The following is a 23,959-nucleotide window of genomic DNA, read 5'->3' on the forward strand; positions in this document are numbered from 1 at the left end:
ATTTATTCAAACAACCCATCGCCCGGCCGATCAAGTTGCGGCCCCTCCCCCTCATCCCCGTCAAGCGAGGTGACCCCATGAAGATCGCAGTCGGGCTCATCGGAATATTCCTGAGCCTGCTCATCCTGCTTCAGTCCTGCGCCATCAGCGCAGGCAGCAGCCTCATCGACGACCAGACCACGTTCGAGGCCGGTGTCGTCGGGGTCATGGTCGGGTTCCTGTTCTTCTTCGGCGGCGCCTTCGCGTTCGGCCTGCCGATTGTCTCAGTCGTGCTGTTCGCACTCGGCGGCCTCTTCGGCCTCGCCGCCGCGAAGGATTTTCCCGACCTGCAAATCTGGGGCTTCGTATCGCTCGGCCTTGCGGTGCTCGCGCTCATCGTTTGGCGCCAGTCGCGCAGGCATCGACAGAAGGCCACCGAATGAGGCGGCACCGCGCGCCTCAATCCCGCATTGCCGGGCCTTCAGGGCGGAACAGGGCAGGCTCCGGGCCAGCGCAGGGGTACCGCACCGGCCAGCACCCCAGACGCGCTGTCGGCGCACGCCTCGCCCCACCGGCAATTCCCGGGAAGGCCGGAGATGCCCTCGCAGCCCCCCCTTCCCCGCACCATCCGACCGACGCCCCTACCCCTTTATTGACGAGGACGGACCCGATGCATGCCAGTTTCACCACGTTCCACCCCCGGCAGCCCAAAGCCTCCCGACGCCGCCCAGCCCGCATATTCCCCTGGGCACTTGCTGCGGCTCTGACTGCCCCACTTTCACCCGCGATCGCCGGAGACAACCTCGATGACATGGGAAGCGCTCTTGAGCGCCAGCAGGAAAGCTTAGGCCCCGTGATCGGCGGGTTCGAATGCCAGCTTGTCGGCTCCGTCGTGCTTGGGCTTCCGGCAGCGATGTCCAACCGCCCGCAGACGCCAGACCACGTCAGCCTTGCCTTCCACGAGGCGGGATCGGCACTCCTCAACGGCACACGGCTCGAACCGTCCTACAGGAGCGCGCCCAACGAAGAGGGCCTTTACGCATATCCTCTGCGCGACGTCCTCTATGCCGCGGCCGGCATACCTGTCGGACGGGAGCTTCCGAACGATCCCAGCAGCTCCGGAAACACGATGCAGGACTTCAGCATGGGACAGCAGCTCGTCATTGACCTGCTCCTGAGCGAGGGACTGATGGCCGGTCGAAACCGGTTCATGATCGTCAGCTTCCAAAGGGATGCGGTGTATTTCGTCGACGTCAGTGACCGGAACGAGATCGAGAACCCCACACAGGCCGACTGCTATCGGAGTCGCGGACAGTGAAGCTGGGCAGCAGCGCTTAGGAGTGGCTGCTTCGCGCCCGCAGTGGACACAATGATGCGGTTTGCGCTTTCTCCGAAGCGGACTTAGCGCATAGCAGCAGTAGCTCAGATGGTGGCCTCCGGCCTCGACCCGGCGGGACTACGACTTCCGATGGGCAACCCAAGTCTTGCCAACATTTTTTTTGGATCACACCTGATCGGCAATGAGATCCCTTCTTCTCGCACCGCTCTATTGCACGAACATCATAGCCCCAGCGGCTTCATTGAAGCTGAACGGCTCTGGGGGCTTGTACTGCGAGCCGCCCGACGCTGATTGTGGGCATGTTCCACCATTCATGGACTTGCAGACCTCGTTGATAGCAACACCCACGCTCCAAATAACCTCAAATGCCCTTTGAAAATCGGATTTCTGTGCATTCCTGTAGGCCTGATTGTAGACAGACCTTTCAGCAAGTACGCGCTCTCCGAGATCCTTCGTCCCCTGATCGCTTGATCTGGAAGCTCTCCCAGCATAATCGAACAAACTGTTCATGTGATTGCCGAGATCCCTCAAAGATTGATCTTTATTATTCGTGTTTCTGATATTCTTATATATTCTATTAAATTGCTCACCGTGAATTACCATTGCGTTTTTAAGGAATTTCTCGCCCCCAATTTCAATCGCGCCATCCAAGTAGCCGTCCGCCTCATCCCTCTTTTGTGATGAAGATTCGTACAAATCATTCGCCTTATTTGAATAAATCACCGCGATGGGATGTCGGGCATCATCATAGCCCTTACTGGCTGCCTGCTTCAGCCAATGAAGCGCAAGATCCTCGTTTTTCGGGACACCATTTCCCGATGCATACAGATTTCCGAGTACATACTGTGAGCGAATATCGCCTTGCTCAGCTGCCCGGCGGAACCATTGGACCGCGAGTTCTTCGTCTTTCCCGACCCCTCGACCGAACAGGTATTTCTCTCCGAGTTCGCGCTGCGAGCCCATATTGCCCCGTTCTGCCGCCTGCCGAAACCATTTGGTCGCTAGACCATCATCCTTAGGCACACCGCGTCCGAGCTCGTACATGCGCGCGAGATTGTGCTGGGCTTTCGCATGCCCCTGTTCCGCCGCTTTGCGGAGCCACTGAACCGCAATCTCATCGTCTCTTTCGACAACGCGACCAATTAGGTACGCCCATCCAAGATTAGACTGCGCCGCAGCAAGGCCTTGCTCGGCCGCCAGCCGATACCAGTGGACGGCCGTCTCTTCGTCTTTCGGAACGCCCCGTCCGTATTGGTACAGTATCCCAAGGTTGGCTTGCGCCGTAGCATGCCCCTTCTCAGCCGCACCGCGGTACCATCGCGCCGCTTCTTTGTAGTTTTTCGGCACGCCGCGCCCATTTTCGTAGAGGTATCCTAGGTCAACTTGGGCGATCACATCGCCCTGTTCAGCGGCCTTGAGGTACCATTGCGCGGCCAGACCTTCATCCTTTTGAACACCCCGCCCGTGCAGGTACATGTAACCCAACTGATGCTGCGGCTTGGCATAGCCCTGCTCAGCAGCGAGACGATACCATTGGACAGCCTGCCTATCGTCCTGCTGAACGCCCCGCCCATGTTTGTACATTGTCCCAAGGTTGGACTGCGCCGTGGCATGACCCTGCTCGGCCGAAACGCGATACCATCGGACCGCTTCTTCATAGTTCTTCGGAACACCCCGGCCGCTCTCATAGAGGTATCCAAGGTCACTCTGGGCAAACACGTCGCCCTGTTCGGCTGCCTTGAGATACCATTGTGCGGCCAACTCTTCATCCTCTTGAACGCCCCGCCCGTTCAGGTACATGGAAGCAAGCCGGGACTGCGCCGTCGCATGCCCCTGCTCGGCCGCAACGCGGTACCACTGAACTGCCTCTTCGTAGTTCTGCGGTACGCCTTGTCCTTGGTCGTACATCAATCCCAAACGATACTGAGCTTGCGAGTGGCCCTGCTCGGCCGCCCGACGAAACCACTGGGCAGACAGATTCTCGTCCTTTTGGACCCCGTTACCCCCAAGGTACATGATCGCTAGGTTTACCTGCGCCGTCACTTCCCCCTGATCTGCCGCCCGGCGGTACCATTGGGCCGCTAACGCGTCGTTCTTCGGAACACCGCGTCCGCGCGCGTACAGAGCTCCAAGGTGAGCCTGGGCCTCTGCGACACCCTGCTCAGCAGCTTTGCCGAACCACTGAGCCGCCAGCCCCTTGTCCTCATGCACGCCACGGCCGCTCGCGTACATGTAACCAAGAACATACTGCGCCTGGGCATAGCCCTGTTCAGCCGCTCGACGGTACCATTGTGCAGCAAGGCCATCGTCCTGCCGAACACCTTTTCCACCGAAGTACATGTTCCCGAGGTTGTGCTGCGCCAGCGCGTAGCCTGTCTCAGCCGCCCTTCCGTACCACTGAACGGCCAACTCTTCGTCCTTAGGCACGCCCCGGCCGGCCTCATACATGGATCCCAAATTGGTCTGCGCCATTGCATGACCCTTGTCTGCCGCGCGCCGAAACCACTGGACCGCCAGACCATCGTCCTTCGGGACGCCGTAACCACCCTGGTACATGAAGCCGAGGTTAGATTGCGCCTGCGCATAGTCCTGCGCTGCTGCCTTTCGATACCAATCGACCGCCAGTTTCTCGTTCTTCTCTACTCCTCGGCCGACGTTATACATGTAACCCAGGTTGTTTTGACCAACCGGATCACCCGCCTTCGCTGCTTCAAGTGAGTATTCGAAGGCCTCCCGATCTCGTCCGGCCGCAGACAACCCCCGCCCGATCGCAGCCATCACAGCGGCATCGACGTTCCCATTATCAATCAGTTCCTGGCAGTCCTTGATGACTGCCTCCTGATCGATTTCCTGAAACGCCAATTCCAAGGAACCGAGACAGATATTTGCTTCCGCCGTGGAAATTGCCACGAGCGGCGCAGCGGCTGTCAGGAGCCCGAACAGGGCACGCTTGACCAGTGCGTTCCTCATCAATCCCTCTCGAACTCAGCCATCGAAACTGCCCAACAACAAGTAAGCTTCGTTATGAAGCTTAAACGCTCAATTGCACGGCCCGCAACAACCCCTGCGAACTCTCGGATTGACGATCAACGACGATCAAAGCGGCCATGCCTGCTGCCGCATTTAGACCCGCGACCGTGAGAGGATGTGTCCGATCCGGGAAACCACTCGCAATCCGACCTACCAGCAATGGATTATTTTCACGTGCCTGGTGGATATGGCCAAGTTCGGCGCACCGTTCCGACGCGCCGATCTCAATGTTGATGATGCTAGGCTGCACCGCACGGTCCATCACTGTCCTTTACGCGCTCGGTGCACCCTATTAATCTCAGTAGCTTGTGGTTGCTTACAAGCAGGCTAGATTCCGCTCTCATTGAAGGTGAGTGCTTGGCAAACATGCTGGGATGAATGTGACATGGGCGCATTGTTAGTATTAATGCTGGTTGGCGGATTATTTGGATTATTCATCTGGCTGGCTGTTTCGGGTGCCGCAAGCATCTTCGCGCCCCCACTGAGAAAGAATGTGTTGAATGCGCGGAAACCATAAAGTTCAGAGCCAGAAAATGCCTTCATTGCGGCGCGCCTCAGCCTGCATTGGATGAAACCCCGCCATGCCGGGGAACAATTCCCAGTGTACTCGCTTCAATTTCGCCAGAAGAAATATCGCCTTCCACGCCATCGAGCGCTCAAGAAGAACTTATTGAATTCAAACGGCGCGAATTGGTCGCCTTGGCAATGAAAAACAGGGAAAGGGTCGGGCGAAGCTGTATGATCGTTTGTGCGCTTGCTTCATTCGTCCTGCTAAACACATTAAGCGCAGATAATCCGCGAAACTTTGCCATTTCACTCGGCGCGGCCGTATTCATTGGTTACTCAGGCCGTATGCTCGGACGCGATGTGATCGCGGCTGGATATGACAACAGACTTCGAAAACAATGGGACGATTACAAGGCGTCTTTGTTAGAAGATACCAGTTCTTCGAAATATTAATCCTTAAAGTACACCACAAATTCCATGTGAGAAGCCTATGAATTTGATGTCGTACGCCCTTGTCAGCCTGATAGCCGTCGCTTCATCTTTCGGTGCCGTCAATTATGCACTTGCGAACGATACGGTTCTGGCACTGGAGCGCCAGGAGCTTTCATCAGGCTGCGCGCAGATCGAATTCCTGGATGGGTATATCACGCAGGTCGATGCAAACGGCGATAGTCTGCCAGATTATCTCATCAACACCCAGCGGCTGATGTGCGATGGGAGCCAGATGATGTGGTGCGGCACCGCGGGCTGCGTCCACCGTATCTGGGTTCAAAAACCGGACGGTGGTTTCGACAAGTCGCTCGATACCTACGCTTATGAGGTCGTTTTCGACCGTCCTGGCGACACCTCCTACAAGATCGTCACCCGCGAGGGAGAACGCCGGGAGTGGCTTGCCGGAGCCGCCGCTCCTGCGAGCGCCTCATCCGCCGCCGCCACCCTAAGCGGTCGCTGGTCTTACAGCGCAGATCCGCTGCCGGTGGCCGCTGTGGGCGGGCCAGAGGACGGCAAGCTTTCGCTAACATGCGAATCCGGCGAGCTGCGTCTGCGCTACGCCGGCTGGTGGCTGTTTGAAGGCGATGCTATCAACACGGGCACCCGCCAATGGGACAAGAGCGCCTCCGGCATTGTGCCGACATTCACGGTCGGCGCTCACGAAACCGATGTCCCGGTTCGCATCTCGGAAGAAGAGCGGATGCTGGTGGCCAAAGACACGCTGCCACTCACCGCGCCGTTGATCGATGCGCTCGCGCGCGGCTCATATGTCACGCTGGTTCATGGCGGCTCGCTCGAGCATGAGTTGCAGTTTGCTCTCGCCGGTTCATCGGCCGCTTTGCGCTCCCTGCGAGCTGCCTGCAACTGAGGCATTTCACATGCGTCGTTCCATCAAGATCGCCACCGCGGCGGCCATTTCCCTTGCCGCCGTAGGTCCCGTCTCCGGCCAGGCTGCGCGAAGCTGCACCGAACTGATCCCCGACCTGAGCGCGGTCGGTCGAGAGTCAGTAGCTGCGCTTTCGCAGCAAATTGTCGCCAATGCGCCAGCAGCCGTGGAGGCTTGTGCAGACGACGACACGCGCCTGCGATTGATCACAGCTCTTGCGGCCTTGCCGGAAAGCGCGGGCGAGGCGCGCGCGCTCGCCGAGGAACTGGCGGCAACGGGGAACGCGCAGGCAAGCAACATGCTGGGTGCGATGCACAGCAACGGCATTGGCGGCGCGCCAAACGATGTCCGTGCCGCCATCTTGTTCCGGCAGGCGGCAGCAGCCGGATACGCACCGGCCATGTACAATTTCGGGGTGACACGCTGGTATGGGCTTGGGCTGCCCGCCGACCGGGACGACGCCATAAACTGGCTTGAGCGGGCGGTTGCGGCAGGCGATCCCGATGCAATGTCCTTTCTCGGCCTGGTTCTATTGACCGGCGACGGGATTGTTGCCCAGCGCGAACGAGGGCTGGACCTCATCCATTCGGCGGTCGACGCGAAGGGCCTGCGTTCGGCCAGCGATGCCAAGTCTGCCTACGACTATCTTGCTTCCTTTGCCGGAAGCGACGGCCCTGGCATTCCGCCTCATGCCGACACCATCGAACAGACCTCGCGCAACTACGAAGCGTTCCTGAAACTGTCGGCTGCATCCGGGGATCGCCGCTTTATGATCGCGGAGCTGCAGCTTGGCCCATCGGCCAACGAGTCGCGGGAGGTCCTCGATCGGGTCGTATTGCCGCTTCGCCCGGAAGACCGGCTCGCGGCGTGGCTCACGCATGCCGCCGTCACCTACGGCGACGGCGACCAGGGCGTCTACGAGCAACTAATGCTGTATCGCGGCTTTCTGCTCATGTCGCCAGGCCTCGACATTCAGCCCTATATCGACACGATTGCTCAACGGCTCGGAGAGAATGCCGCCGCAGATGCGGTAGATGGGCTGGACGTGAACGACGCGACCCTCGTTTCCCGCTGGCAAGAAACGACGGCCGAATGCGCGGCCTCTCCGCTCAGCGTCGATGCCTATCTCGGCTGCGCGAAAAGCGAGGCGCTCGCGCAACTGCTCTGGCAGCGGGGCTTTTGCCCCGATTCGCGGCAAGATGGCTGGACTCGTTGCGAAGAAAAATAAATCTACAATCTGCCTTGTGACCCAGCCCTGTAATCTTCGTCATAAGCTACATCGCCGACAGTTAAGCCCATTTCCAGGATTGCGGCCGCTTCCTGAGACTAGCATTTATATTGAGGCTGCCACGGGACCAACCGAATAGCGGCTGAGCAAATTTCGTCCGGGCGGCAGCCGCTCCTACATCCTTTCTGGGAATCTCCATTTGATGCGTCTATAGGGTTGGTGGAGTCGGAGGTAAAATGGCAGCTTCTGGCCCTCCAGCCGGAAAGCGACCAGATCGCTTGCGGGCAAACACTGTCTCAGCGCGCCGTTGGGCAGGACGGCTCCCGGGTTTCCTTAAGAATCCTATAGACTTGCATTCGGGAGCAATGAACGGCCTCAGCAATCCCCGCCACACTAAGACCCAAGCTGCGGAGTCTTAGAACCTCGGAGCGATCGAGGCGCCTCGTCCCGCCCTTGAACGCACCCCGCTTCCTGGCTTGCTCAATTCCTTCGCGCTGCCTTTCAAGAATGAACCCACGCTCCATCTGGGCGACCATTCCGAGCACAGTCAGCACCACTTGTCCCATTTGGCCGCGCGTCGACACATGAGGGTCGAGAACGGTCAAGAAAGCCCCCTTCTGTTCGACCTCATGGACGATGTTGAGGACGTCGCGGGTATCTCGGCCAAGGCGATCCAGCCGAGTGACGATGAGTTCGTCGTCCGGGCGCAGAAACTCGATCACCGTCGCCAGCTCGGCTCGCCCCTCTCGACGGCCACCGGAAACCTTTTCGGCGCGCACGATGGCGCATCCTTCACTCTTTAATCTGGCAACTTGCCGATCGAAGTCCTGATCAAGGGTGCTTACTCGAGCGTAACCAATGCGAGCCATAGCGTGTCACCTCAAAGCCTAGGCTCGACGCTACATTGTCACAAATGGTCTTAGTCAACCCTGTTGTTACGTAAGCGGCCCAAGCACCAAAGCGTCACTTCGGGGCATACCCCTACGAGACATCGCAGTGAGACACTTTTCGCGTATCATAGGGGTTGATTTCGGAATTCTGAGACGCTAGGTGCCGATGGTCTAGAACCATACGAGACATCTGGAGCCTCGCCATGTCGACCTACGGATACGCCCGCGTCAGCACCATCGACCAGGACCTGTCCTATCAGGTGGAGACCCTCAAGGCGCACGGCTGTGAGTGCGTCCGGGAAGAGAAGCGGAGCGGCACCAGCCGCAAGGACCGCACCGAACTGGCCATCCTCATGGATTTCCTGAAGGAGGGCGACACGCTGATGGTCACGCGGGTCGATCGGCTCGCCCGGTCCATCGGGGACCTTCAGGACATCGTTCGCGACCTCCGGAAGCAGGGCGTAGCCCTGAAGGCCACAGATCAGCCGATAGATACCTCCACCGCCGCCGGCAAGGCGTTCCTGGACATGCTAGGTGTGTTCGCCGAGTTCGAGACCAATCTCCGGAAGGAGCGGCAGATGGAGGGCATCGCCAAGGCGAAGGCGCGGGGCGTGTACAAGGGCCGCAAGCCGTCGATCGACACGGCGGAGGTCGCCCGGCTGAAGGCCGAAGGGCTGGGAGCTACGGCTATTGCCGAGCGTCTCGGGATCGGTCGCGCCAGTGTCTATAGGTGTTTGAAAGAACCGAATTCTCTAGCTGTTAGCGACTGAGAGCTAGGCTACATACACGTTCTCTGAAGGACGTGCATCCCGTTGAAGCTGCTTGGAAGCGAAAAGCTCAGATCGCGGGCCGCATTGCTCGCGTATCGACTTGAATAGTCGGTAAACCTGAAATCCGTGACCGCCACCATATCGCGGAGTGGGGCATCGAATGTGTAGCTGATGCTCGCTACATCGCGACCATTAACTTTGGAGAAATTAACCTTCTCTCTCGTTAGCCGCACAGAACCATCAAGAGAAATATTCTTTAGCAGGCCCCACTCGTAAAAAGCCTCGACATCGTATGCATATCGCCATTCGATATGGGCCAACATTGCGATTGATGCCCCCCTGCAGAACAGCTCAACTCTGTAATCCGCATCCGAACTGCTGAACGTCGTTTCGACAATCGCCACCCCATTCCGATAGCCCTTCAGCAAGACCTTCTGGGAAGATCGCGTATCTAGATTTGCCCGAATAACCTCAGAATCGCTAAGCTCCTTGCTAGACCTCGGATCAACTCCAAGCGCCATTTGAAGAAGATCTGCCGAAACACCCATCTCTTTGAGATAGGCAAGCAAAGCGGCCGTGATAAACTGATCGATAATGCGATCTCTGGCAGTGAAGATTTCACGATCCACTTCATCTAAGCCAATTGGATCGAAAAACTGATGCACGTGCAAGCTTCCAATCTTCTGAAAGCCAACGAGCGAGCCCGGCGTATCTCTCAGCGCATACCGCTGCTCACCACCGGCGAACGCAAAGACACATGCGGACGCGCAGATAGGATCCGTGTCGTATTCGAAATCGATCTGTACGGCCCCATCACTTTGGATCTCTCCAGCAGTTTCGGACACCACAGTGTTAAAACGGTGCTGACGAATGGCCGCACCTAGCTTCATGCCACCCAAGAGATCTCCGCCGAGCGAGTGAAGATGGACGTCGAGGCCCGCCTTGCCTGCCAATCCTTCCCGGTCCAAAAACTCCTCAAACTTCTCGTGGGTGTCGCTCTTGATTGGCCCAACGGCAGCTATCCATGTGCAGGTTACGCAATTGCCGCCAGTCCGGGCTATCCGAAATGACATCTCTCCCAATCTGTTGGGGGGGAAAGTGTCAGCATTTGCGCCCAGTTGTAGAGCCGGTAGATAGAGCAGTGTGACCAATGCGGCTAAAGTAGAGATACGCTGTAGTAGCATCGGGATCTCCTCGGCGTTCGGAGTTGTGTCGGCGTGTCCGTGAGAGTGGCTAGCGCGGGGCGCCTAGACCTGCAAACGCGGAAATCGCTCAATCCCGTCCCGCATCACGCTCAGGGGCACCTCGCCGTAGGCCTCGCCGACATTGGCGGGTGCGTGGCCGGTGATTTCGTGAAGCACCCGCTCGGGCACCTTCGCCAAACGCCCCTCTGTCAGGAAGCGGTGACGCCAAGCGTGGTTCGGCTGGACGTCAGGGTCGGTCACGACTTTTCTGGCGAAATCCCTGATACGATTCTTGGTCGTACGCCATGGCCCTCCGGTCTCACCCGCTGCATTGGGTGAATAGAACAGGTGACCCTCCTCCGAGGCCTCAACGAAGCTGACGAAGCCTTGCTCGATCAGATGTGAATGGAGAGGGACGTCACGTACGTCCTTGTCCTTCACGCGGCCCGCCTCTGGGGTGATCCGAATGTGCCACCCGCCTTCGTCCTGCCGGACGTCTACCTTGCAGAGCTGAACGATCTCACCAACGCGGGCCCCCGTGTAGGCACAGAGCCACGGCACCCACCGCTTGGCAGCTGCCATCTTTGGGCTTTCCTTCCCGGCCCGCCGGTGGGCCAAGGATGCCCCCAGGATGGCCTTGGCCTCGGCAACGGTGAAGCTTTTCGTCCTCATTCTGGCTACGCGGGTGACCTTCACGGTCACACCATCGACCGGGTTCGTGTCCAGCCTCCGGTTACGGACACCCCAGCCGAACACGGACTTGAGGCCCGCCAAGTCGGAGTCCTTTACGGTCTTCGGAGAGATCGGCTTCCCGGAACGCGGATTGATTTCTCTAAGACGCGCATCCTTGAACGCGATGATGTCATCGGGCGTAACCCGCGCAGCATCCTCATGTTTTAGGAACGCCCGCAATCGCTGCACAGCATTCCCATAGGAAGACTTAGTGGCCTCACTGAGTCCCGTCGCCTTGGCCTCGGCCCACCAGTCGTCGAAGAGAGTCTGAAGGCTCACACGGGGCTGTGTGCTGGCCCTAACTACGCCCTGCTTTGGTGCCGCCGATGTCCATGACGGAAAGCCCTTCCGGAGTACGTCAGTACTGTAATCCCCTTCCGCGTTCCGCTTAAGCCGTTCGGCCGCCCGGTCGAGGAACTCGCCAGCCTTGCGGAGAAGCCTGACACGACTCTCGTCGTCGATCTCCAAACTGTGTTTGGAAATCACAAAGTCGACCAAAGGGCCGAAGGCGTGCTCGTGCCCTTTGCGGACCCGGGCTTCGGTCGAGCCGATGTGCAGCGGCCAGAGACCTTCCCTCGATCTGCGGTTTGCCTCGATCACAGCATCCCAGTTTTCAGGCGTCTCTGGATCGTCTTCGAACACGTCGACGACAAGCTTGTAGATCTCGCCGGCGAGCGAAACGACCTGCTTGTGGGTAAGGCGTTGAGGACCGCTCCGGATAGCTCTCCAATGCCGCTCAAGTTGCGCCGCGAGATCGGCCTGACGCTCTCTAACCTCGCTGGGATCCGTCGCCCGCAAGGAGAGCTTAATCTCCCGCGTCTTCTCCGTGATCTGGCTGTAGATCACTTCGTCGCCGATCTTGAGTGCCAGCGACTTCCCCCGAGCCTTCGGCAGGACGTCCTGGGGAATACGCTTACGAAAGAGAGGATACTGGGATTCCGGCCGTCTCACTGGTCTCACGATCGCCCAGAGCATGTGCCTCACCTTTGTGTACCAGTCGGGCGAGGCTAAGCCCTGAGAATCACTTAACTATTTCAACGGAAAGCACTTTGGGAAGGAATGGTGCCCAGGGGCGGATTCGAACCACCGACACTGCGATTTTCAGTCGCATGCTCTACCAACTGAGCTACCTGGGCGCCGTGAGGGGCCGGGGCCGAACGGCCCGTCCCCGTGTTGGGAGCGACGCCTTATAGGAAGTCGGCGGCGACGTGTCCAGCCCGTTCGCACACCGTGCGTTCCAATTCTCCACCGCCGCGTCGACCCGGCAGCGGCGCGACCGGTTTCCGCGATCCCGCAGCGGCGCCAGCCCGTCGCGGCGGCGTGCCGCGTTGGCCCTGACCGGTCGAGGCCGAGCGCACAACCCGGGCACCGTCGCGCGGGCGCCGCAACGGCGGTGCCTGGTCCGTTCCCGGCCGCACGACATATCGACCGCGTCGTCGCCGTTGCCGGAGCAAACAGGCCGCGGCGTCAGTCCTCGTCCCTGGACGGCGAGGAGCCGGAGCGCCAGCGCATCAGCGCCGCCACCCGGCGCGCCGAGCGATCCTCGTCGTCATCGCCGTCGTCGAAGCTGCCGATCGGGCGGTATTCCGGCGCCGCCCCCGACGGCGCCGGCTCGGCATCGGAGTGGCCGCGCAGATTCATCGCCTTGCGCGCCTCGGCGATGGAGCCGACCTGGGTGCCGATGTCCGGGTGGCGCTCGATCAGCGCCTTGAAGGCCTCGCCTTCCAGAACCAGCATCTGGCAGTAGCCCAGCGCGGTCACGTCGGCGTTGCGCCGACCGCCATAAAGCAGCGCCAGCTCGCCGATGAAGTCGCCCCGGCCGAGGCGGACGCGGCGCTCGCCGGTGGTCACTTCCACCGCGCCCGACGAGATGAAATAGACCGAATCGCCGCGCTCACCCTTGCGGATGAGACGCTCGCCGGGAACCGCGAAGCGGGGCCGCAAGAGCCGGACAACGCGGTCGATCTGATCCGACGACAGGTTCTTGAACAGCGGGAACTGGGCGACGAGATCGCGGGTGCGCATGCCGAGATCGAGCTTCGGCCCGCGCTCCACCGTGCCGCGCGTGCGATCGATGCCGCGCTGTAGATCGGAGAAAAGCTCCCGGCCGATCAGGTGGTCGGCGAACAGCGCCCGATATTCATGCTCCTCGCGCTGGGTGGCGATGCGCAGGAGGAAGCGGCGCTCCAGATCGGCGGCGTAGTCGGGATATTGCAGACGCAGCGCGTCCAGCGCCTTGGCCACGGCATCGCGGCGCAGCGTCAAAATCTCTTCGACGATGTCGCCGACGCGCTCGCCCAGCAACGGCTTGATCCGGTTGCGCACGTAGGGGATCAGCTCGCCAAGCACGATCCGGCTGACCAGAAGCCGCTCGAAACGCTCGGCCAGCTCGGTGATCAGCCAGCGGTCGATGCCGGTGAAGCGGTGGACGCGCAACGCCACCCGGAAGGCGAAGGGGAAGTCGAGGGAGCGGCGCGCGGCCCGCCGGTAGCCAAGGCGGCCGGACGACCGCGCGTTCTCCCGCATGCGCTCGGCATCCACGACGAGCTGCGACACGATGCCCGGCGAGACTGTGCGCTCGTTGACGTGCTCCAGCAGGATCGAGCGCTCCTGATCGGCCAGCGCGACAAGGCCGAGCGTAACGCGGTCACGATCGAGGATGTCCTCCGCCTTCTCCGCCTCCGACCGGGCCGCGCCGATGCGCGCCTCGTAGGGTCGGCCGGCCTCGCGCGCCACCGACGGCGCGATGTCGTAGTCGTCGGCGGCCGTGGCCACGGCGTCGCGGACGTTGCCGAGCGCCAGCGCCAGCACCTCTTCGCGCAGCGCCCGGTCGAACGGCGACAGCTGGTCGAGCTTCAGGAGCCGGATCAGCGGGCGCAGCGTCATGCCCTGGATGAGGATCGTGTAGAGGGTGAAACCGGTGGCCAGCACCGCGATGAAGCGCTTCTGGTCCTCGTCGAGCAGGCCGTTCTCCGTCACCGCCAGTGCCAGCGCCAGGGTGGCGGCACCGCGCAGGCCACCCCAGAGGATCACCGCCTTGATGGTGTTGGGCACCTGCTGGGCGAGCCGCGTCACGGAGAGAAGCGGCAGCAGGCCGAACAGCACCACCGCGCGCGCCGCGATGGCCGCGACGACCAGCACCGCCAGGCTGACCAGGTCGGACCAGTCGACCCCGCCGAGAAGCTTCGGCAGGAGCAGCGAGGCGAACACGAAGATCAGCGAGCTCGCCCAGAAGGCGATCTGATCCCAGATTTCCGTCACGTGACGCCAGGCGTCCGGCGAGACCCGGGTCGGCCCGCCGGAGGCTACCACGAGCGCGGCGGTGACCACGGCGCTGACGCCGGAGGTGTGGAAGGCGGTCTCGCAGATCACGTAGACGAGGTAGGGAAGCGCCAGCGACAGCGTCATCAGCGCGGCCGGGATGTCGCGCACCAGCCGGAACAGGGCAAGCGCCAGCCAGCCGCCGATGAGGCCGACGAGAACGCCGCCGGCGGCCGAGACGGCGAGGGTGTAGGCGGCGGTTCCCAGGGTGATCTCCGCACCCGAGGTGACCGCGTCCAGGAGCAGCACGAACAGCGCGATCGCCGCGGCATCGTTGAACAGGCTCTCGCCCTCCACCAGCCGCACCAGCCGGGCCGGCGCGCCGAGATCGCGGAAAATGGCGATGACGGCGACGGGATCGGTCGTCGCCACGATGGAGCCAAGCAGCAGACACACCAGCAGCGGCATGCCGGAAACGGGGTGCAGCGCCAGACCGATGACGAAGGTGGCCACGATGACGGCCACCACCGCCAGAAGGAAGATGGGCGCGGCATCCTCCATCAGGCGCCGCACGTCGAGCGACAGCGAGGCCTGGAACAGAAGCGCCGGCAGGAAGATGTAGAGAAAGACCTCGGAGTTCAGCGGCGGGAAGACGAACACCGCCGCCACGTCGTCGAGACCGCTCTTGAAATTGGAGAAGAACAGGAAGGAAGCGCCGGTGCCGATGAGGATGCCCATGAAGGCGAGCATCACCGACGGCGGCAGCTTGAGGCGGCGCGACAGCGGTTCGGTCAGCCCGATGACCACGAGCAGGCTGGCAATGGCGGCTAGGAGGTAGGGAAGACTCATCACTCGCCCCGGCGACTCGGATGCCGCCACTTCACAACCAAACAAGGCATTTTTGAAGACGGCGGCGGCCGGAGCCGAAATTTGCCTGTGCGCCCGCAGCGAGCATGATGAAAATGCGACCAGACGCAAGTTTGCCCTTGCCGCACCGGGGGAAATCCCTTATCTGCCGTCTTGCCCAATTTCGCACGTGCCTGTGGTCGCGTGCCGGTCAGTCGATAACAAGACAGGGCAAGACCGGTCTTCCGGAGCATACCGGACCCTGCGAGCGGATCGCCGCACGCAGCGCGACTTGAAGCAACGACGTAGAGGGCTTTTTTGGTCTCTGCCGGCTGTCCAAATGCCGGGGTTACTGAAGAGGCGACTACATCCTTGCCAGGCGTGCGGTTCGGGATCTCCCGTTCCAATCGGCGGCATTTCGAGGACTGATCCGGACCTGAAGGGCTCTGCCCGACGGTCGGCTCGGTCAACGCAATGAGCACGGCCGGTCGCATTCGACCGGTCTCGGGTCATCGACGCCGTCCGACCGTCTCCATCGCGGTTCGTGACGCCTGTCGGGACGCCCGAATTGGAGCAACCTCATTTGAGGGGGAGTCGCGACTCATGACCGATCGCATCCTCGACTTTCTGCGCACCCGCCGTCCCGATGGTCCCTGCCTCGTGGTCGACCTCGACGTCGTGCGCGACAACTATCTCGGCTTCACCCGCGCCATGCCGGACACCCGCGTCTTTTACGCGGTAAAGGCGAACCCGGCGCCGGAAATCCTGGCCCTCCTGGAGGAGCTGGGCTCGAACTTCGACTGCGCCTCGGTCGTCGAGATCGACCAGGTGCTGGCCACCGGCGCGAGCCCGCAGCGGATCTCCTTCGGCAACACCATCAAGAAGGAGCGCGACATCGCGCGCGCCTACTCGCTCGGCGTCGACCTGTTCGCGGTCGACAGCATCGCCGAGGTGGACAAGGTGGCGCGCGCCGCTCCCGGTGCCCGCGTCTTCTGCCGCATCCTCTGCGACGGCGAGGGCGCCGAGTGGCCGCTGTCGCGCAAGTTCGGCTGCGAGCCGTCCATGGCGCTCGATGTCCTGTCGCACGCCCGTCTCGCCGGCCTCACGCCCTACGGCATCTCCTTCCACGTCGGTTCGCAGCAGCGCGACACCGAGGCCTGGGACCGGGCGCTTGCCGTGTCCGCCGAGATCTTCCGCACGCTCGCCGAGCGCGGCATCGAGCTGAAGATGGTCAACCTGGGTGGCGGCTTCGCGGCCAAGTATCTGAAGGACATCCCGTCCGCGGAGACCTATGGCCGCGACATCATGGGCGCGGTGCGTCGCCACTTCGGCAACCGCATCCCGGAGACGATCATCGAGCCGGGCCGCGGCATGGTCGGCGGCGCCGGCGTGATCAAGGCCGAGGTGGTGCTGATCTCCACCAAAAGCGCCGCGGAGGAGACCCGCTGGGTCTATCTCGACATCGGCAAGTTCGGCGGTCTCGCCGAGACGATGGAAGAGGCGATCCGCTACCCGATCCGCACGCCGCGCGACGGCGACCAGGCGACGCCGTGCATCCTCGCCGGCCCGACCTGCGATTCCGCCGACGTGCTCTACGAGAAGGCGCCCTATCCGCTGCCGATCTCACTGGAGATCGGCGACGAGATCCTGATCGAGGGCACCGGCGCCTACACGACGACCTACTCGTCGGCCGGCTTCAACGGCTTCCCGCCGCTGCAGTCCTACGTCATCTGAAGACACCCGCCGCGCCGATCCCGGCCGCGGCGGGGACACGGCGGCTCGCGACGCCTGCGCGCGCTCCTGCGGATCCTTCGATCCGATATGAGCGAGCCTTTGCGCATGTGCGCGCGAGCCGCCGCTTCCCTCACCCTTGTGTTCGTCTTCTTGCCGGCGCCGCGGATGGAGCGGCCCGGATGGGGTGCATGCCGATGATCCACCTTCGCGACGAGGTTGCAGCCGACTGGTCCGCCCGCGAGACCCTTCTCGACGCCGCCTTCGGAGCTGAGCGTTTCCTGAAGACCAGCGAGGCATTGCGCGCCGGCCGCCTACCGGCCGAGGGCCTGGCGCTCGCCGCCGAGGATGAGGGCCGGCTGCTCGGCTCGGTGCGCCTTTGGCATGTCCGCGCCGGCGGCGTGGCGGCGCTGCTGCTCGGCCCGCTCGCCGTGGACCCCGCCGCTCAGGGGCTCGGTGTCGGCTCGGCCCTGATGCGCCGCGCCCTCAACCGCGCCGGCGCGCTGGGCCACGCCGCCGTCATCCTGGTGGGCGACCCGGCCTACTATGGCCGCTTCGGCTTCTCCGCCGGACTGACCACCCGGCTCCTGATGCCGGGCCCGGTCGACCGCGCCCGCTTCCAGGCGATCGAGCTGGTGCCCGGCGCCCTCACCTCCACAGCTGGCCTGATCGTCGGCACCGGCGCGCTCGCCGCGCCCTCGCTGGTCACGCCGCTTGCGCCGGCTCCCGCCTTCCTTCCCAGCGCCGCTTGAGGCAGTCTGACGCGAGAGGCGCAGCCGCGAGCGTCCACGGTCACAAGACCGTGGGCGGACCTGGCTAGACTGACCGCCGACACCTCACACGGCCGTCCCCGATCCCGGCGTTTCAGGCGCGCCGCCCGCCCCCGCATTCCGCCCGGCAAGACACCAAGGAGACCTCCCGAGATGGCCGATTATCCCGTCTACGGAACCATCACCGGCCCCGTCGTGATGATCGGCTTCGGCTCGATCGGCCGCGGCACCCTGCCGCTCATCGAGCGCCACTTCGACTTCGACCGCGAGCGGATGGTGGTGATCGATCCGGTGGACACCGATCGCGCGTTGCTCGACGAGCGCGGCATCGCCTTCGAGCAAGTGGCGCTGACGCCGGAGAATTACCGCGCTGTGCTGACGCCGCTGCTGACCCGGGGCGGCGGTCAGGGCTTTTGCGTCAACCTCTCCGTCGACACCTCGTCACTGGACCTCATGAAGCTCTGCCGGGAGCTCGGCGCGCTCTATATCGACACCGTGGTGGAGCCCTGGCTCGGCTTCTATTTCGACAAGACCGCCGACGCCGCCAAGCGCACGAACTACGCGCTGCGCGAGACGGTGCGCCGGGAGAAGGCCGCCAATCCGGGCGGCACCACCGCCGTGTCGTGCTGCGGCGCCAACCCGGGCATGGTGTCCTGGTTCGTCAAGCAGGCGCTCGTGGATCTCGCCCGCGACACCGGCCTCGACCGGGCCGAGCCGACGACCCGCGAGGCATGGGCCGCCTACATGCGCGATCTGGGCGTGAAGGGCGTCCACATCGCCGAGCGCGACACCCAGCGCACCCGCCTGCCCAAGCCGATGGGCGTCTTCTGGAACACCTGGTCGGTCGAGGGTTTCATCTCCGAGGGCTTCCAGCCGGCGGAGCTGGGCTGGGGCACCCACGAAAAATGGCAGCCGGACAACATGCGCAGCCAGAGCGAAGGCTGCCAGTCGGCGCACTTCATGCTGCAGCCGGGCGCCAACACGCGCGTGCGGACCTGGTGCCCGACGCCGGGCGCCCAGTACGGCTTCCTGGTGACGCACAACGAGTCCGTTTCCATCGCCGACTACTACACCGTCGGCGCCGGCCTGGAGCCTGAATATCGGCCGACCTGCCACTACGCCTACCATCCGGCAAACGACGCCGTCCTGTCGCTGCACGAGCTGTTCGGCAACGGCGGCACCCAGCAGGAGACGCTGCACGTGCTCGACGAGACAGAGATCGTCGACGGCATCGACGAGCTCGGCGTGCTGCTCTACGGCCACGAGAAGAACGCCTACTGGTACGGCTCGCAGCTCTCCATCGAGGAGACCCGCGACCTCGCCCCCTACCAGAACGCCACCGGCCTGCAGGTGACCTCGGCCGTGCTGGCGGGCATGGTCTGGGCGCTGGAGAACCCGGAGGCCGGTATCGTCGAGGCCGACGAGATGGACCATCGCCGCTGCCTTGAGGTGCAGATGCCCTATCTCGGTCCGGTGAAGGGCTACTACACCGACTGGACGCCGCTCACCGACCGGCCAGGCTTCTATCCGGAAGACATCGACGAGAGCGACCCCTGGCAGTTCCGCAACGTGCTGGTGCGCTGAGCAATCGCAGGAAAAGTGGGAACCGGTTTTCCGTCCGCGATTGCGGGGACTGAAAGCAGGGCCAGCAAAAGCGCTCTTGCGGCCTTGCGTCCGCGCGAGAGAAGATTGGTGTGCCGGAACGTGGCCGAGCCCCTCCTCCCGGCAACTGGCCCATTGATCTCGGGGTCTCCATGCGCATATTAATGCGCATAAACAGAGCGATCTCGTGGAGACGAACAGCCGGAAGATCATCAAGCGACTGGAAGCCGAGGGCTTCGCGCTGGTGAAGGTCACCGGCTCGCATCACAAGTACCGCAAAGATGGCCTGACGGTTACGGTACCGCACCCCAAGAAGGATCTACCGATCGGCACAGTGCGGGCGATCTACAAGCATGCCGGCTGGATCTAGGAGGCCCGATTGCACACTTATGTCGGTGTCGTTCACAAGGATGGCGGAAGCGCCTACGGCGTCCATTTCCCCGATGTTCCCGGCTGTTTTTCTGCTGCCGACACCCTGTCCGATCTTCTACCGAATGCCGCCGAGGCCCTTGCCCTCCATCTCGAGGACATCGCCCCGCCGAAGGCGCGCACGCTCGACGAGGTGCGGGCGGACCCGGAGGTCGCGCTGGATCTTTCGGCAGGAGCCATGCTGATCGCCGTTCCGTGGGTCAGCTTCGCCGGGCGGACAACCAAGGCAAACATCACAATGGACGCAGGCCTCCTGGCGGCCGTCGACCAGGTTGCGAGGGCCCGCAATCTGACGCGGTCGGCCTTCCTTGCCGATCTCGCACGTCGCGAGATCACCGGCCAGACAGACGCGCCGTCTAGGCCGGCGCCCGTCTCCGACGGCGGCGGAAGAGAAGGCTGAGGAAGCCCACCAGCAGCACGCCGAAGCCGGCGCCGACACCGGCAGCCACGGCGCCTTCGGCCGTTGTGGGGACGGCGGGCTGGAAATCCTCCCAGGCGTTCTCGGCCAGGGTCGGATCGAAGTCCTGCGCCAGCACCACGATCCGCTGGAACGGGCCGGCGGAGCGGAACTCCGTCTGCTGGCGCGACAACCGCTCGTAGCGATCGATAGTGACCTGCATGGAGCGGGCGCGCTCGCGCGGGAACGGATCCTCGGCCCGCGCCAGGGCGGCGATGGCCTGGGGCCGGGTGTAGCCGACCCGCTCGGCATCCGCATCGAAGGACTGCACAACGGCGCGCAGCTCGTCGACGGCGCCACCGAGGCGCTGGCGGTACTGCTGCGTATATTCCGGAACCTGGGAGGTGACGACGCCGCAGACGACGGCAACGGTCACGGTGATGGTGCGTCCGAGCATGGATCCCCGGTGTCTGCGACGGCCTGCTCCGAAAACGCCGCCGGAGGGCGGGTGTTCCCGACCAGTTGCCACGCCTTCACGATGCCGTCACAAGACGGACAACTCCGGCACGCGGCGATTGTTACCGGTTTACCATCGCCCCACGTGCAAGTCGACGGAGACTGCGCTCTTCTGGCCGGATCGCGCGGGGTGACGCGCTGAGACCTGTCGCCCCACCCGGGAGGACCCACGCATGACCGACGAGCCGACCCCACGTAAGCGAAAGGGCCGCGCCAGATCCCGGGTCGGCGGTCCGTTCCGCCTGTTCCGTTATCTCGGCTCTTCGGGGAGCGTCGAGCCGCTGCCGAACCGCATCCAGCGGCTGGTGCTGATCGAGGAGGAACGCTCCGAGCGCCTCATCGGCTGGGTGCAGCTCGCGGTGGTCGCGACTTTCGCCACCCTCTACAGCCTGGCCCCGCGCCCGGCCGATGCCGGCATGACCATGCTGGAGCCGGTGACGGTGGCGCTCGGCATCTACTTCGTGTTCACGCTGATGCGCATCGCGATGTCGCGGATGAGCATCCTGCCCGGCTGGTTCCTGTTCATCTCCATGGTGGTGGACACCGCGATGCTGTTCGGCCTGATCTGGTCGTTTCACATCCACTACGACCAGCCGCCCGCCTTCTCGCTGAAGGTGCCGACCTTCATGTACATCTTCGTGTTCATCGTGGTGCGGGCGCTGCGCTTCGACCCGCGCTACGTGATCACGCAAGGGGTGCTGGCCGCCATCGGCTGGATCGTGGTGGTCGGCTTCGCCATCGAGGGCTCGCCGCCGGGAACCATCACACGCTCCTTCACCGAATATCTGGGCGGCAACGCGATCCTGATCGGGGCGGAGTTCGACAAGGTCTTCGTGATCCTGCTGGTTACCGCGATCCTGGCGCTGGTTCTGTGGCGGGCCCGGGCAACGCTGATCACCGCCATCAGCGAGAGCACCGCGACGCGCGACATGCGCCGCTTCCTGTCGGAGGGGGTGGCGGACGTCATCACATCGTCGGAACGCGAGCTGGTCGCCGGCAACGGGGTTGAGCGCGACGCGGCGGTGCTGATGCTCGACATCCGCTCGTTCACGCCGTTTGCCACGTCCGTCTCGCCGCACCGGGTGGTGGAGGCGCTGACGCTCTATCATGGGCTCGTGGTGCCCATCGTGGAGCGCCACGACGGGGTGATCGACAAGTTCCTGGGCGACGGCGTGATGGCGAGCTTCGGCGCTGTCTCGCCCACCGACCGCCCGGCCGCTCAGGCGCTGGCTGCCCTGGAGGAGATCCTCGACGTGGTCCCGAAATGGCACGCGGCGCTCGCCGGGCGCGGCATCGACGAGAAGCTGCACATCAACGGCGCGGTGGCGGCCGGCCGGATCGTGTTCGCAACCATCGGCAACGAGGAAAGGCTAGAATACACGGTGATCGGGGAGCCCGCGAACCTGGCGGCCAAGCTGGAGAAGCACAACAAGGCGGAAGGCTGCGTCGGACTGGTGGACGCGGCGACCTATACGAGCGCGCTGGAGCAGGGCTACCAACCGCACCGGGCGGTGCGGACGCTGGATGGGCGGGCGGTGGCCGGAACGCTCGGCGAGATCGATCTGGTCGCCTACGACCCCTGATATCCGGTGGATCCGGGGTCTGCGCGGATGCGCGAGGGTTGAACCGACCGGCTCGACGACCGTTGTCGGGAGTAAGAACAGGATGGGCGCGCGGCCGGCTCGGGCGCCCGGAGAGCCGACAAGCGCAGGGCCGACAATCCCCCATGCAGACCATTCGCGAAGCCGAGCTCGACGGGGCAAACCTCGCCATCATCGTGGCGGACATCACCACGCTGGAGGTGGACGCGATCGTCAACGCCGCCAACCAGCGACTGGCCGGCGGGGGCGGCGTCGACGGGGCCATCCACCGCGCGGCCGGACGCGAGCTGATCGAGGCCTGCCGTCGCATCGGTGGCTGTCCGACCGGCGAGGCGCGCCTGACCCGCGGATTTGCGCTGCCGGCCCGCTACGTCATCCACACGGTGGGACCGGTCTGGTCGGGCGGCACTGGCGACGAGGACGCCCTGCTGCGCTCGGCCTACGCCAACGCTCTCGACCTGGCAGCCCATAACGGCCTTCAGACGGTTGCGTTTTCCGCCATTTCGACCGGCATCTACGGCTTTCCCGCCGACCTGGCCGCGACGATCGCGGTGGGAACGACCGCCGACTGGCTCGCTGCCCGCGTCCCGGAGCGCGGCATCACCGAGATCATCTTCTGCTGTTTTTCCGAAGACAGCGCCAATCATCACGCCACGGCCTTCGAGGCCCGTGGCCTCTAAGCGCCACACTCACCTCGCTCGCATCGGACAGGCCGCCCGGGAGGGCGCGGCGGATGCGGGCGTCGAACAAGAGGGACTGACACCATGGGCTTTCTGGAAAACGGCCGCTGGATCAACGAGGAAAAGCGGCGCTCCGACGACAGCGGCAAGTTCGCCCGCCCGGATTCCGCGTTCCGGAGCTTCGTCACCGCCGACGGCAGCGCCGGCCCGACGGGCGAAGCCGGCTTCGAGGCCGAACCGGACCGCTACCATCTCTACGTCTCGCTGGCGTGCCCCTGGGCCCATCGCACGCTGATCATGCGGGCCATGAAGGGCCTCAACGACCAGATCGGCCTTTCGGTCGTTCACTGGCTGATGCGCGAGAATGGCTGGACCTTCGACGAGGCGCCCGGCACGTCGCCCGACACGGTCAACAACGCCGACAAGCTCCACGAGGTCTACACCGCCGCCAAGCCGGACTATACGGGCCGGGTCACGGTGCCGGTGCTCTGGGACAAGCGCCGCAACACCATCGTGTCGAACGAGTCCGCCGATATCGTCCGCATGCTGAACTCGGCCTTCGATGCCGTCGGCGCCCAGCCCGGTGACTTCTATCCGGAGCCGCTCAGAGCGGAGATCGACGCGGTGAACGACCGCGTCTACTCAACCGTCAACAACGGCGTCTACAAGGCCGGCTTCGCCACCAGGCAGCAGGCGCACGAGGAGGCCGTGACGGAGCTCTTTGAATCCCTCGACTGGATCGAGGAGCGGCTGGCGCAGCATCGCTTCCTGGTGGGCGACCGTCTGACCGAGGCCGATATCCGGCTGTTCACGACGCTGGTGCGTTTCGACCCGGTCTATCACGGTCACTTCAAGTGCAACGTGCGGCGGCTGGCAGACTATCCGAACCTCTGGAACTACACGCGCGATCTCTACCAGCGTCCGGGGATCCGCGAGACGGTCGATTTCACCCATATCAAGCACCACTACTATGAGAGCCAGGTCTGGGTGAATCCGTCGGGCATCGTCGCCGTCGGACCGGACATCGACTTCGATGCCCCGCACGATCGCGACCGCTTCCAGGAGGAGCTGGCCGCCTGAGCAATCGCA

General features: G+C 63.3%; 20 protein-coding genes and 1 tRNA gene. 13 read left to right on the forward strand and 8 right to left on the reverse strand.

What is annotated here, in order from left to right:
- Positions 1–77: 77 nt before the first annotated feature.
- Together C507_RS0113950 and C507_RS0113955 are read left to right on the forward strand one after the other, a co-directional pair.
- Positions 78–422, forward strand: a complete 345-nt coding sequence (locus tag C507_RS0113950) for a hypothetical protein (RefSeq protein ID WP_018700326.1) — start codon at positions 78–80, stop codon at positions 420–422.
- 227 nt (positions 423–649) lie between these two features.
- Positions 650–1,297 (forward strand): hypothetical protein, encoded by a 648-nt coding sequence (locus C507_RS0113955; RefSeq protein WP_156829311.1) that lies wholly within the window; start codon positions 650–652, stop codon positions 1,295–1,297.
- A gap of 228 nt (positions 1,298–1,525) precedes the next feature.
- Here the strand turns inward: C507_RS0113955 and C507_RS22855 are convergent, their stop codons facing one another.
- Positions 1,526–4,288: a tetratricopeptide repeat protein gene (locus C507_RS22855; RefSeq protein ID WP_018700328.1), complete on the reverse strand. Its 2,763-nt coding sequence runs from the start codon at positions 4,286–4,288 to the stop codon at positions 1,526–1,528.
- A gap of 61 nt (positions 4,289–4,349) precedes the next feature.
- On the reverse strand, positions 4,350–4,610 hold the full coding sequence (locus C507_RS23125; RefSeq protein WP_156829312.1) for a hypothetical protein: 261 nt from the start codon (positions 4,608–4,610) through the stop codon (positions 4,350–4,352).
- Between the two features lie 744 nt (positions 4,611–5,354).
- Between C507_RS23125 and C507_RS23295 the strand changes: the two genes are divergently transcribed.
- Together C507_RS23295 and C507_RS0113975 are read left to right on the forward strand one after the other, a co-directional pair.
- Positions 5,355–6,215 carry a hypothetical protein gene (locus C507_RS23295; protein ID WP_210162137.1) on the forward strand — a complete coding sequence of 287 codons (861 nt, stop codon included), beginning with the start codon at positions 5,355–5,357 and terminating at the stop codon, positions 6,213–6,215.
- Between the two features lie 10 nt (positions 6,216–6,225).
- Positions 6,226–7,461: a tetratricopeptide repeat protein gene (locus C507_RS0113975; protein ID WP_018700330.1), complete on the forward strand. Its 1,236-nt coding sequence runs from the start codon at positions 6,226–6,228 to the stop codon at positions 7,459–7,461.
- 296 nt (positions 7,462–7,757) lie between these two features.
- On the opposite strand, the gene C507_RS0113980 is transcribed toward C507_RS0113975, so the two are convergent.
- The gene (locus tag C507_RS0113980; RefSeq protein ID WP_026319092.1) at positions 7,758–8,330 is read right to left on the reverse strand and encodes a recombinase family protein; all 573 of its coding nucleotides are present in this window, start codon (positions 8,328–8,330) and stop codon (positions 7,758–7,760) included.
- 224 nt (positions 8,331–8,554) lie between these two features.
- Here C507_RS0113980 and C507_RS0113985 point away from each other — a divergent pair, with 224 nt between their 5' ends.
- Entirely contained in the window at positions 8,555–9,121 is a 567-nt protein-coding gene (locus C507_RS0113985; protein ID WP_018700332.1) for a recombinase family protein, read from the forward strand.
- Positions 9,122–9,129: 8 nt separating this feature from the next.
- Here C507_RS0113985 and C507_RS0113990 read toward each other — a convergent pair whose 3' ends face one another.
- From C507_RS0113990 to C507_RS0114005, 4 genes are all read right to left on the reverse strand, one after another.
- A complete protein-coding gene (locus C507_RS0113990) occupies positions 9,130–10,305 on the reverse strand; it encodes a COG3904 family protein (RefSeq protein ID WP_156829313.1) in 1,176 nt (391 codons plus the stop codon).
- Between the two features lie 63 nt (positions 10,306–10,368).
- On the reverse strand, positions 10,369–12,012 hold the full coding sequence (locus tag C507_RS0113995; RefSeq protein WP_018700334.1) for a site-specific integrase: 1,644 nt from the start codon (positions 12,010–12,012) through the stop codon (positions 10,369–10,371).
- An 85-nt stretch (positions 12,013–12,097) separates the two neighbouring features.
- Positions 12,098–12,173 (reverse strand) — tRNA-Phe (locus C507_RS0114000).
- A gap of 331 nt (positions 12,174–12,504) precedes the next feature.
- Entirely contained in the window at positions 12,505–15,147 is a 2,643-nt protein-coding gene (locus C507_RS0114005) for a cation:proton antiporter (protein ID WP_018700335.1), read from the reverse strand.
- Positions 15,148–15,747: 600 nt separating this feature from the next.
- Between C507_RS0114005 and C507_RS0114010 the strand changes: the two genes are divergently transcribed.
- From C507_RS0114010 to C507_RS0114030, 5 genes are all read left to right on the forward strand, one after another.
- On the forward strand, positions 15,748–16,878 hold the full coding sequence (locus C507_RS0114010) for a type III PLP-dependent enzyme (RefSeq protein ID WP_018700336.1): 1,131 nt from the start codon (positions 15,748–15,750) through the stop codon (positions 16,876–16,878).
- Positions 16,879–17,072: 194 nt separating this feature from the next.
- Positions 17,073–17,627, forward strand: a complete 555-nt coding sequence (locus C507_RS21445; protein ID WP_040401203.1) for a GNAT family N-acetyltransferase — start codon at positions 17,073–17,075, stop codon at positions 17,625–17,627.
- A 171-nt stretch (positions 17,628–17,798) separates the two neighbouring features.
- Positions 17,799–19,229: a homospermidine synthase gene (locus C507_RS0114020; protein WP_018700338.1), complete on the forward strand. Its 1,431-nt coding sequence runs from the start codon at positions 17,799–17,801 to the stop codon at positions 19,227–19,229.
- 205 nt (positions 19,230–19,434) lie between these two features.
- Positions 19,435–19,617: a type II toxin-antitoxin system HicA family toxin gene (locus C507_RS0114025; RefSeq protein ID WP_018700339.1), complete on the forward strand. Its 183-nt coding sequence runs from the start codon at positions 19,435–19,437 to the stop codon at positions 19,615–19,617.
- Positions 19,618–19,626: 9 nt separating this feature from the next.
- Positions 19,627–20,076: a type II toxin-antitoxin system HicB family antitoxin gene (locus tag C507_RS0114030; RefSeq protein ID WP_018700340.1), complete on the forward strand. Its 450-nt coding sequence runs from the start codon at positions 19,627–19,629 to the stop codon at positions 20,074–20,076.
- On the opposite strand, the gene C507_RS0114035 is transcribed toward C507_RS0114030, so the two are convergent.
- Positions 20,033–20,530 (reverse strand): DUF2937 family protein, encoded by a 498-nt coding sequence (locus C507_RS0114035; RefSeq protein WP_018700341.1) that lies wholly within the window; start codon positions 20,528–20,530, stop codon positions 20,033–20,035. The genes C507_RS0114030 and C507_RS0114035 overlap by 44 nt on opposite strands.
- A 232-nt stretch (positions 20,531–20,762) precedes the next feature.
- Between C507_RS0114035 and C507_RS0114040 the strand changes: the two genes are divergently transcribed.
- From C507_RS0114040 to C507_RS0114050, 3 genes are all read left to right on the forward strand, one after another.
- On the forward strand, positions 20,763–22,172 hold the full coding sequence (locus tag C507_RS0114040) for an adenylate/guanylate cyclase domain-containing protein (protein ID WP_018700342.1): 1,410 nt from the start codon (positions 20,763–20,765) through the stop codon (positions 22,170–22,172).
- 143 nt (positions 22,173–22,315) lie between these two features.
- A complete protein-coding gene (locus C507_RS0114045) occupies positions 22,316–22,870 on the forward strand; it encodes an O-acetyl-ADP-ribose deacetylase (RefSeq protein ID WP_018700343.1) in 555 nt (184 codons plus the stop codon).
- A gap of 84 nt (positions 22,871–22,954) precedes the next feature.
- Positions 22,955–23,950, forward strand: a complete 996-nt coding sequence (locus C507_RS0114050) for a glutathione S-transferase family protein (protein ID WP_018700344.1) — start codon at positions 22,955–22,957, stop codon at positions 23,948–23,950.
- Positions 23,951–23,959 lie beyond the last annotated feature (9 nt).

This window comes from Amorphus coralli DSM 19760 (genome assembly GCF_000374525.1).
Classification (GTDB): Bacteria; Pseudomonadota; Alphaproteobacteria; order Rhizobiales; family Amorphaceae; genus Amorphus; species Amorphus coralli.

Coding starts and splice junctions, on each gene's coding strand:
- C507_RS0113950 (WP_018700326.1), top strand. CDS start 78: ATGAAGATCGCAGTCGGGCTCATCGGAATATTCCTGAGCCTGCTCATC.
- C507_RS0113955 (WP_156829311.1), top strand. CDS start 650: ATGCATGCCAGTTTCACCACGTTCCACCCCCGGCAGCCCAAAGCCTCC.
- C507_RS22855 (WP_018700328.1), bottom strand. CDS start 4,288: ATGAGGAACGCACTGGTCAAGCGTGCCCTGTTCGGGCTCCTGACAGCC.
- C507_RS23125 (WP_156829312.1), bottom strand. CDS start 4,610: ATGGACCGTGCGGTGCAGCCTAGCATCATCAACATTGAGATCGGCGCG.
- C507_RS23295 (WP_210162137.1), top strand. CDS start 5,355: ATGTCGTACGCCCTTGTCAGCCTGATAGCCGTCGCTTCATCTTTCGGT.
- C507_RS0113975 (WP_018700330.1), top strand. CDS start 6,226: ATGCGTCGTTCCATCAAGATCGCCACCGCGGCGGCCATTTCCCTTGCC.
- C507_RS0113980 (WP_026319092.1), bottom strand. CDS start 8,330: ATGGCTCGCATTGGTTACGCTCGAGTAAGCACCCTTGATCAGGACTTC.
- C507_RS0113985 (WP_018700332.1), top strand. CDS start 8,555: ATGTCGACCTACGGATACGCCCGCGTCAGCACCATCGACCAGGACCTG.
- C507_RS0113990 (WP_156829313.1), bottom strand. CDS start 10,305: ATGCTACTACAGCGTATCTCTACTTTAGCCGCATTGGTCACACTGCTC.
- C507_RS0113995 (WP_018700334.1), bottom strand. CDS start 12,012: ATGCTCTGGGCGATCGTGAGACCAGTGAGACGGCCGGAATCCCAGTAT.
- C507_RS0114005 (WP_018700335.1), bottom strand. CDS start 15,147: ATGAGTCTTCCCTACCTCCTAGCCGCCATTGCCAGCCTGCTCGTGGTC.
- C507_RS0114010 (WP_018700336.1), top strand. CDS start 15,748: ATGACCGATCGCATCCTCGACTTTCTGCGCACCCGCCGTCCCGATGGT.
- C507_RS21445 (WP_040401203.1), top strand. CDS start 17,073: ATGATCCACCTTCGCGACGAGGTTGCAGCCGACTGGTCCGCCCGCGAG.
- C507_RS0114020 (WP_018700338.1), top strand. CDS start 17,799: ATGGCCGATTATCCCGTCTACGGAACCATCACCGGCCCCGTCGTGATG.
- C507_RS0114035 (WP_018700341.1), bottom strand. CDS start 20,530: ATGCTCGGACGCACCATCACCGTGACCGTTGCCGTCGTCTGCGGCGTC.
- C507_RS0114040 (WP_018700342.1), top strand. CDS start 20,763: ATGACCGACGAGCCGACCCCACGTAAGCGAAAGGGCCGCGCCAGATCC.
- C507_RS0114045 (WP_018700343.1), top strand. CDS start 22,316: ATGCAGACCATTCGCGAAGCCGAGCTCGACGGGGCAAACCTCGCCATC.
- C507_RS0114050 (WP_018700344.1), top strand. CDS start 22,955: ATGGGCTTTCTGGAAAACGGCCGCTGGATCAACGAGGAAAAGCGGCGC.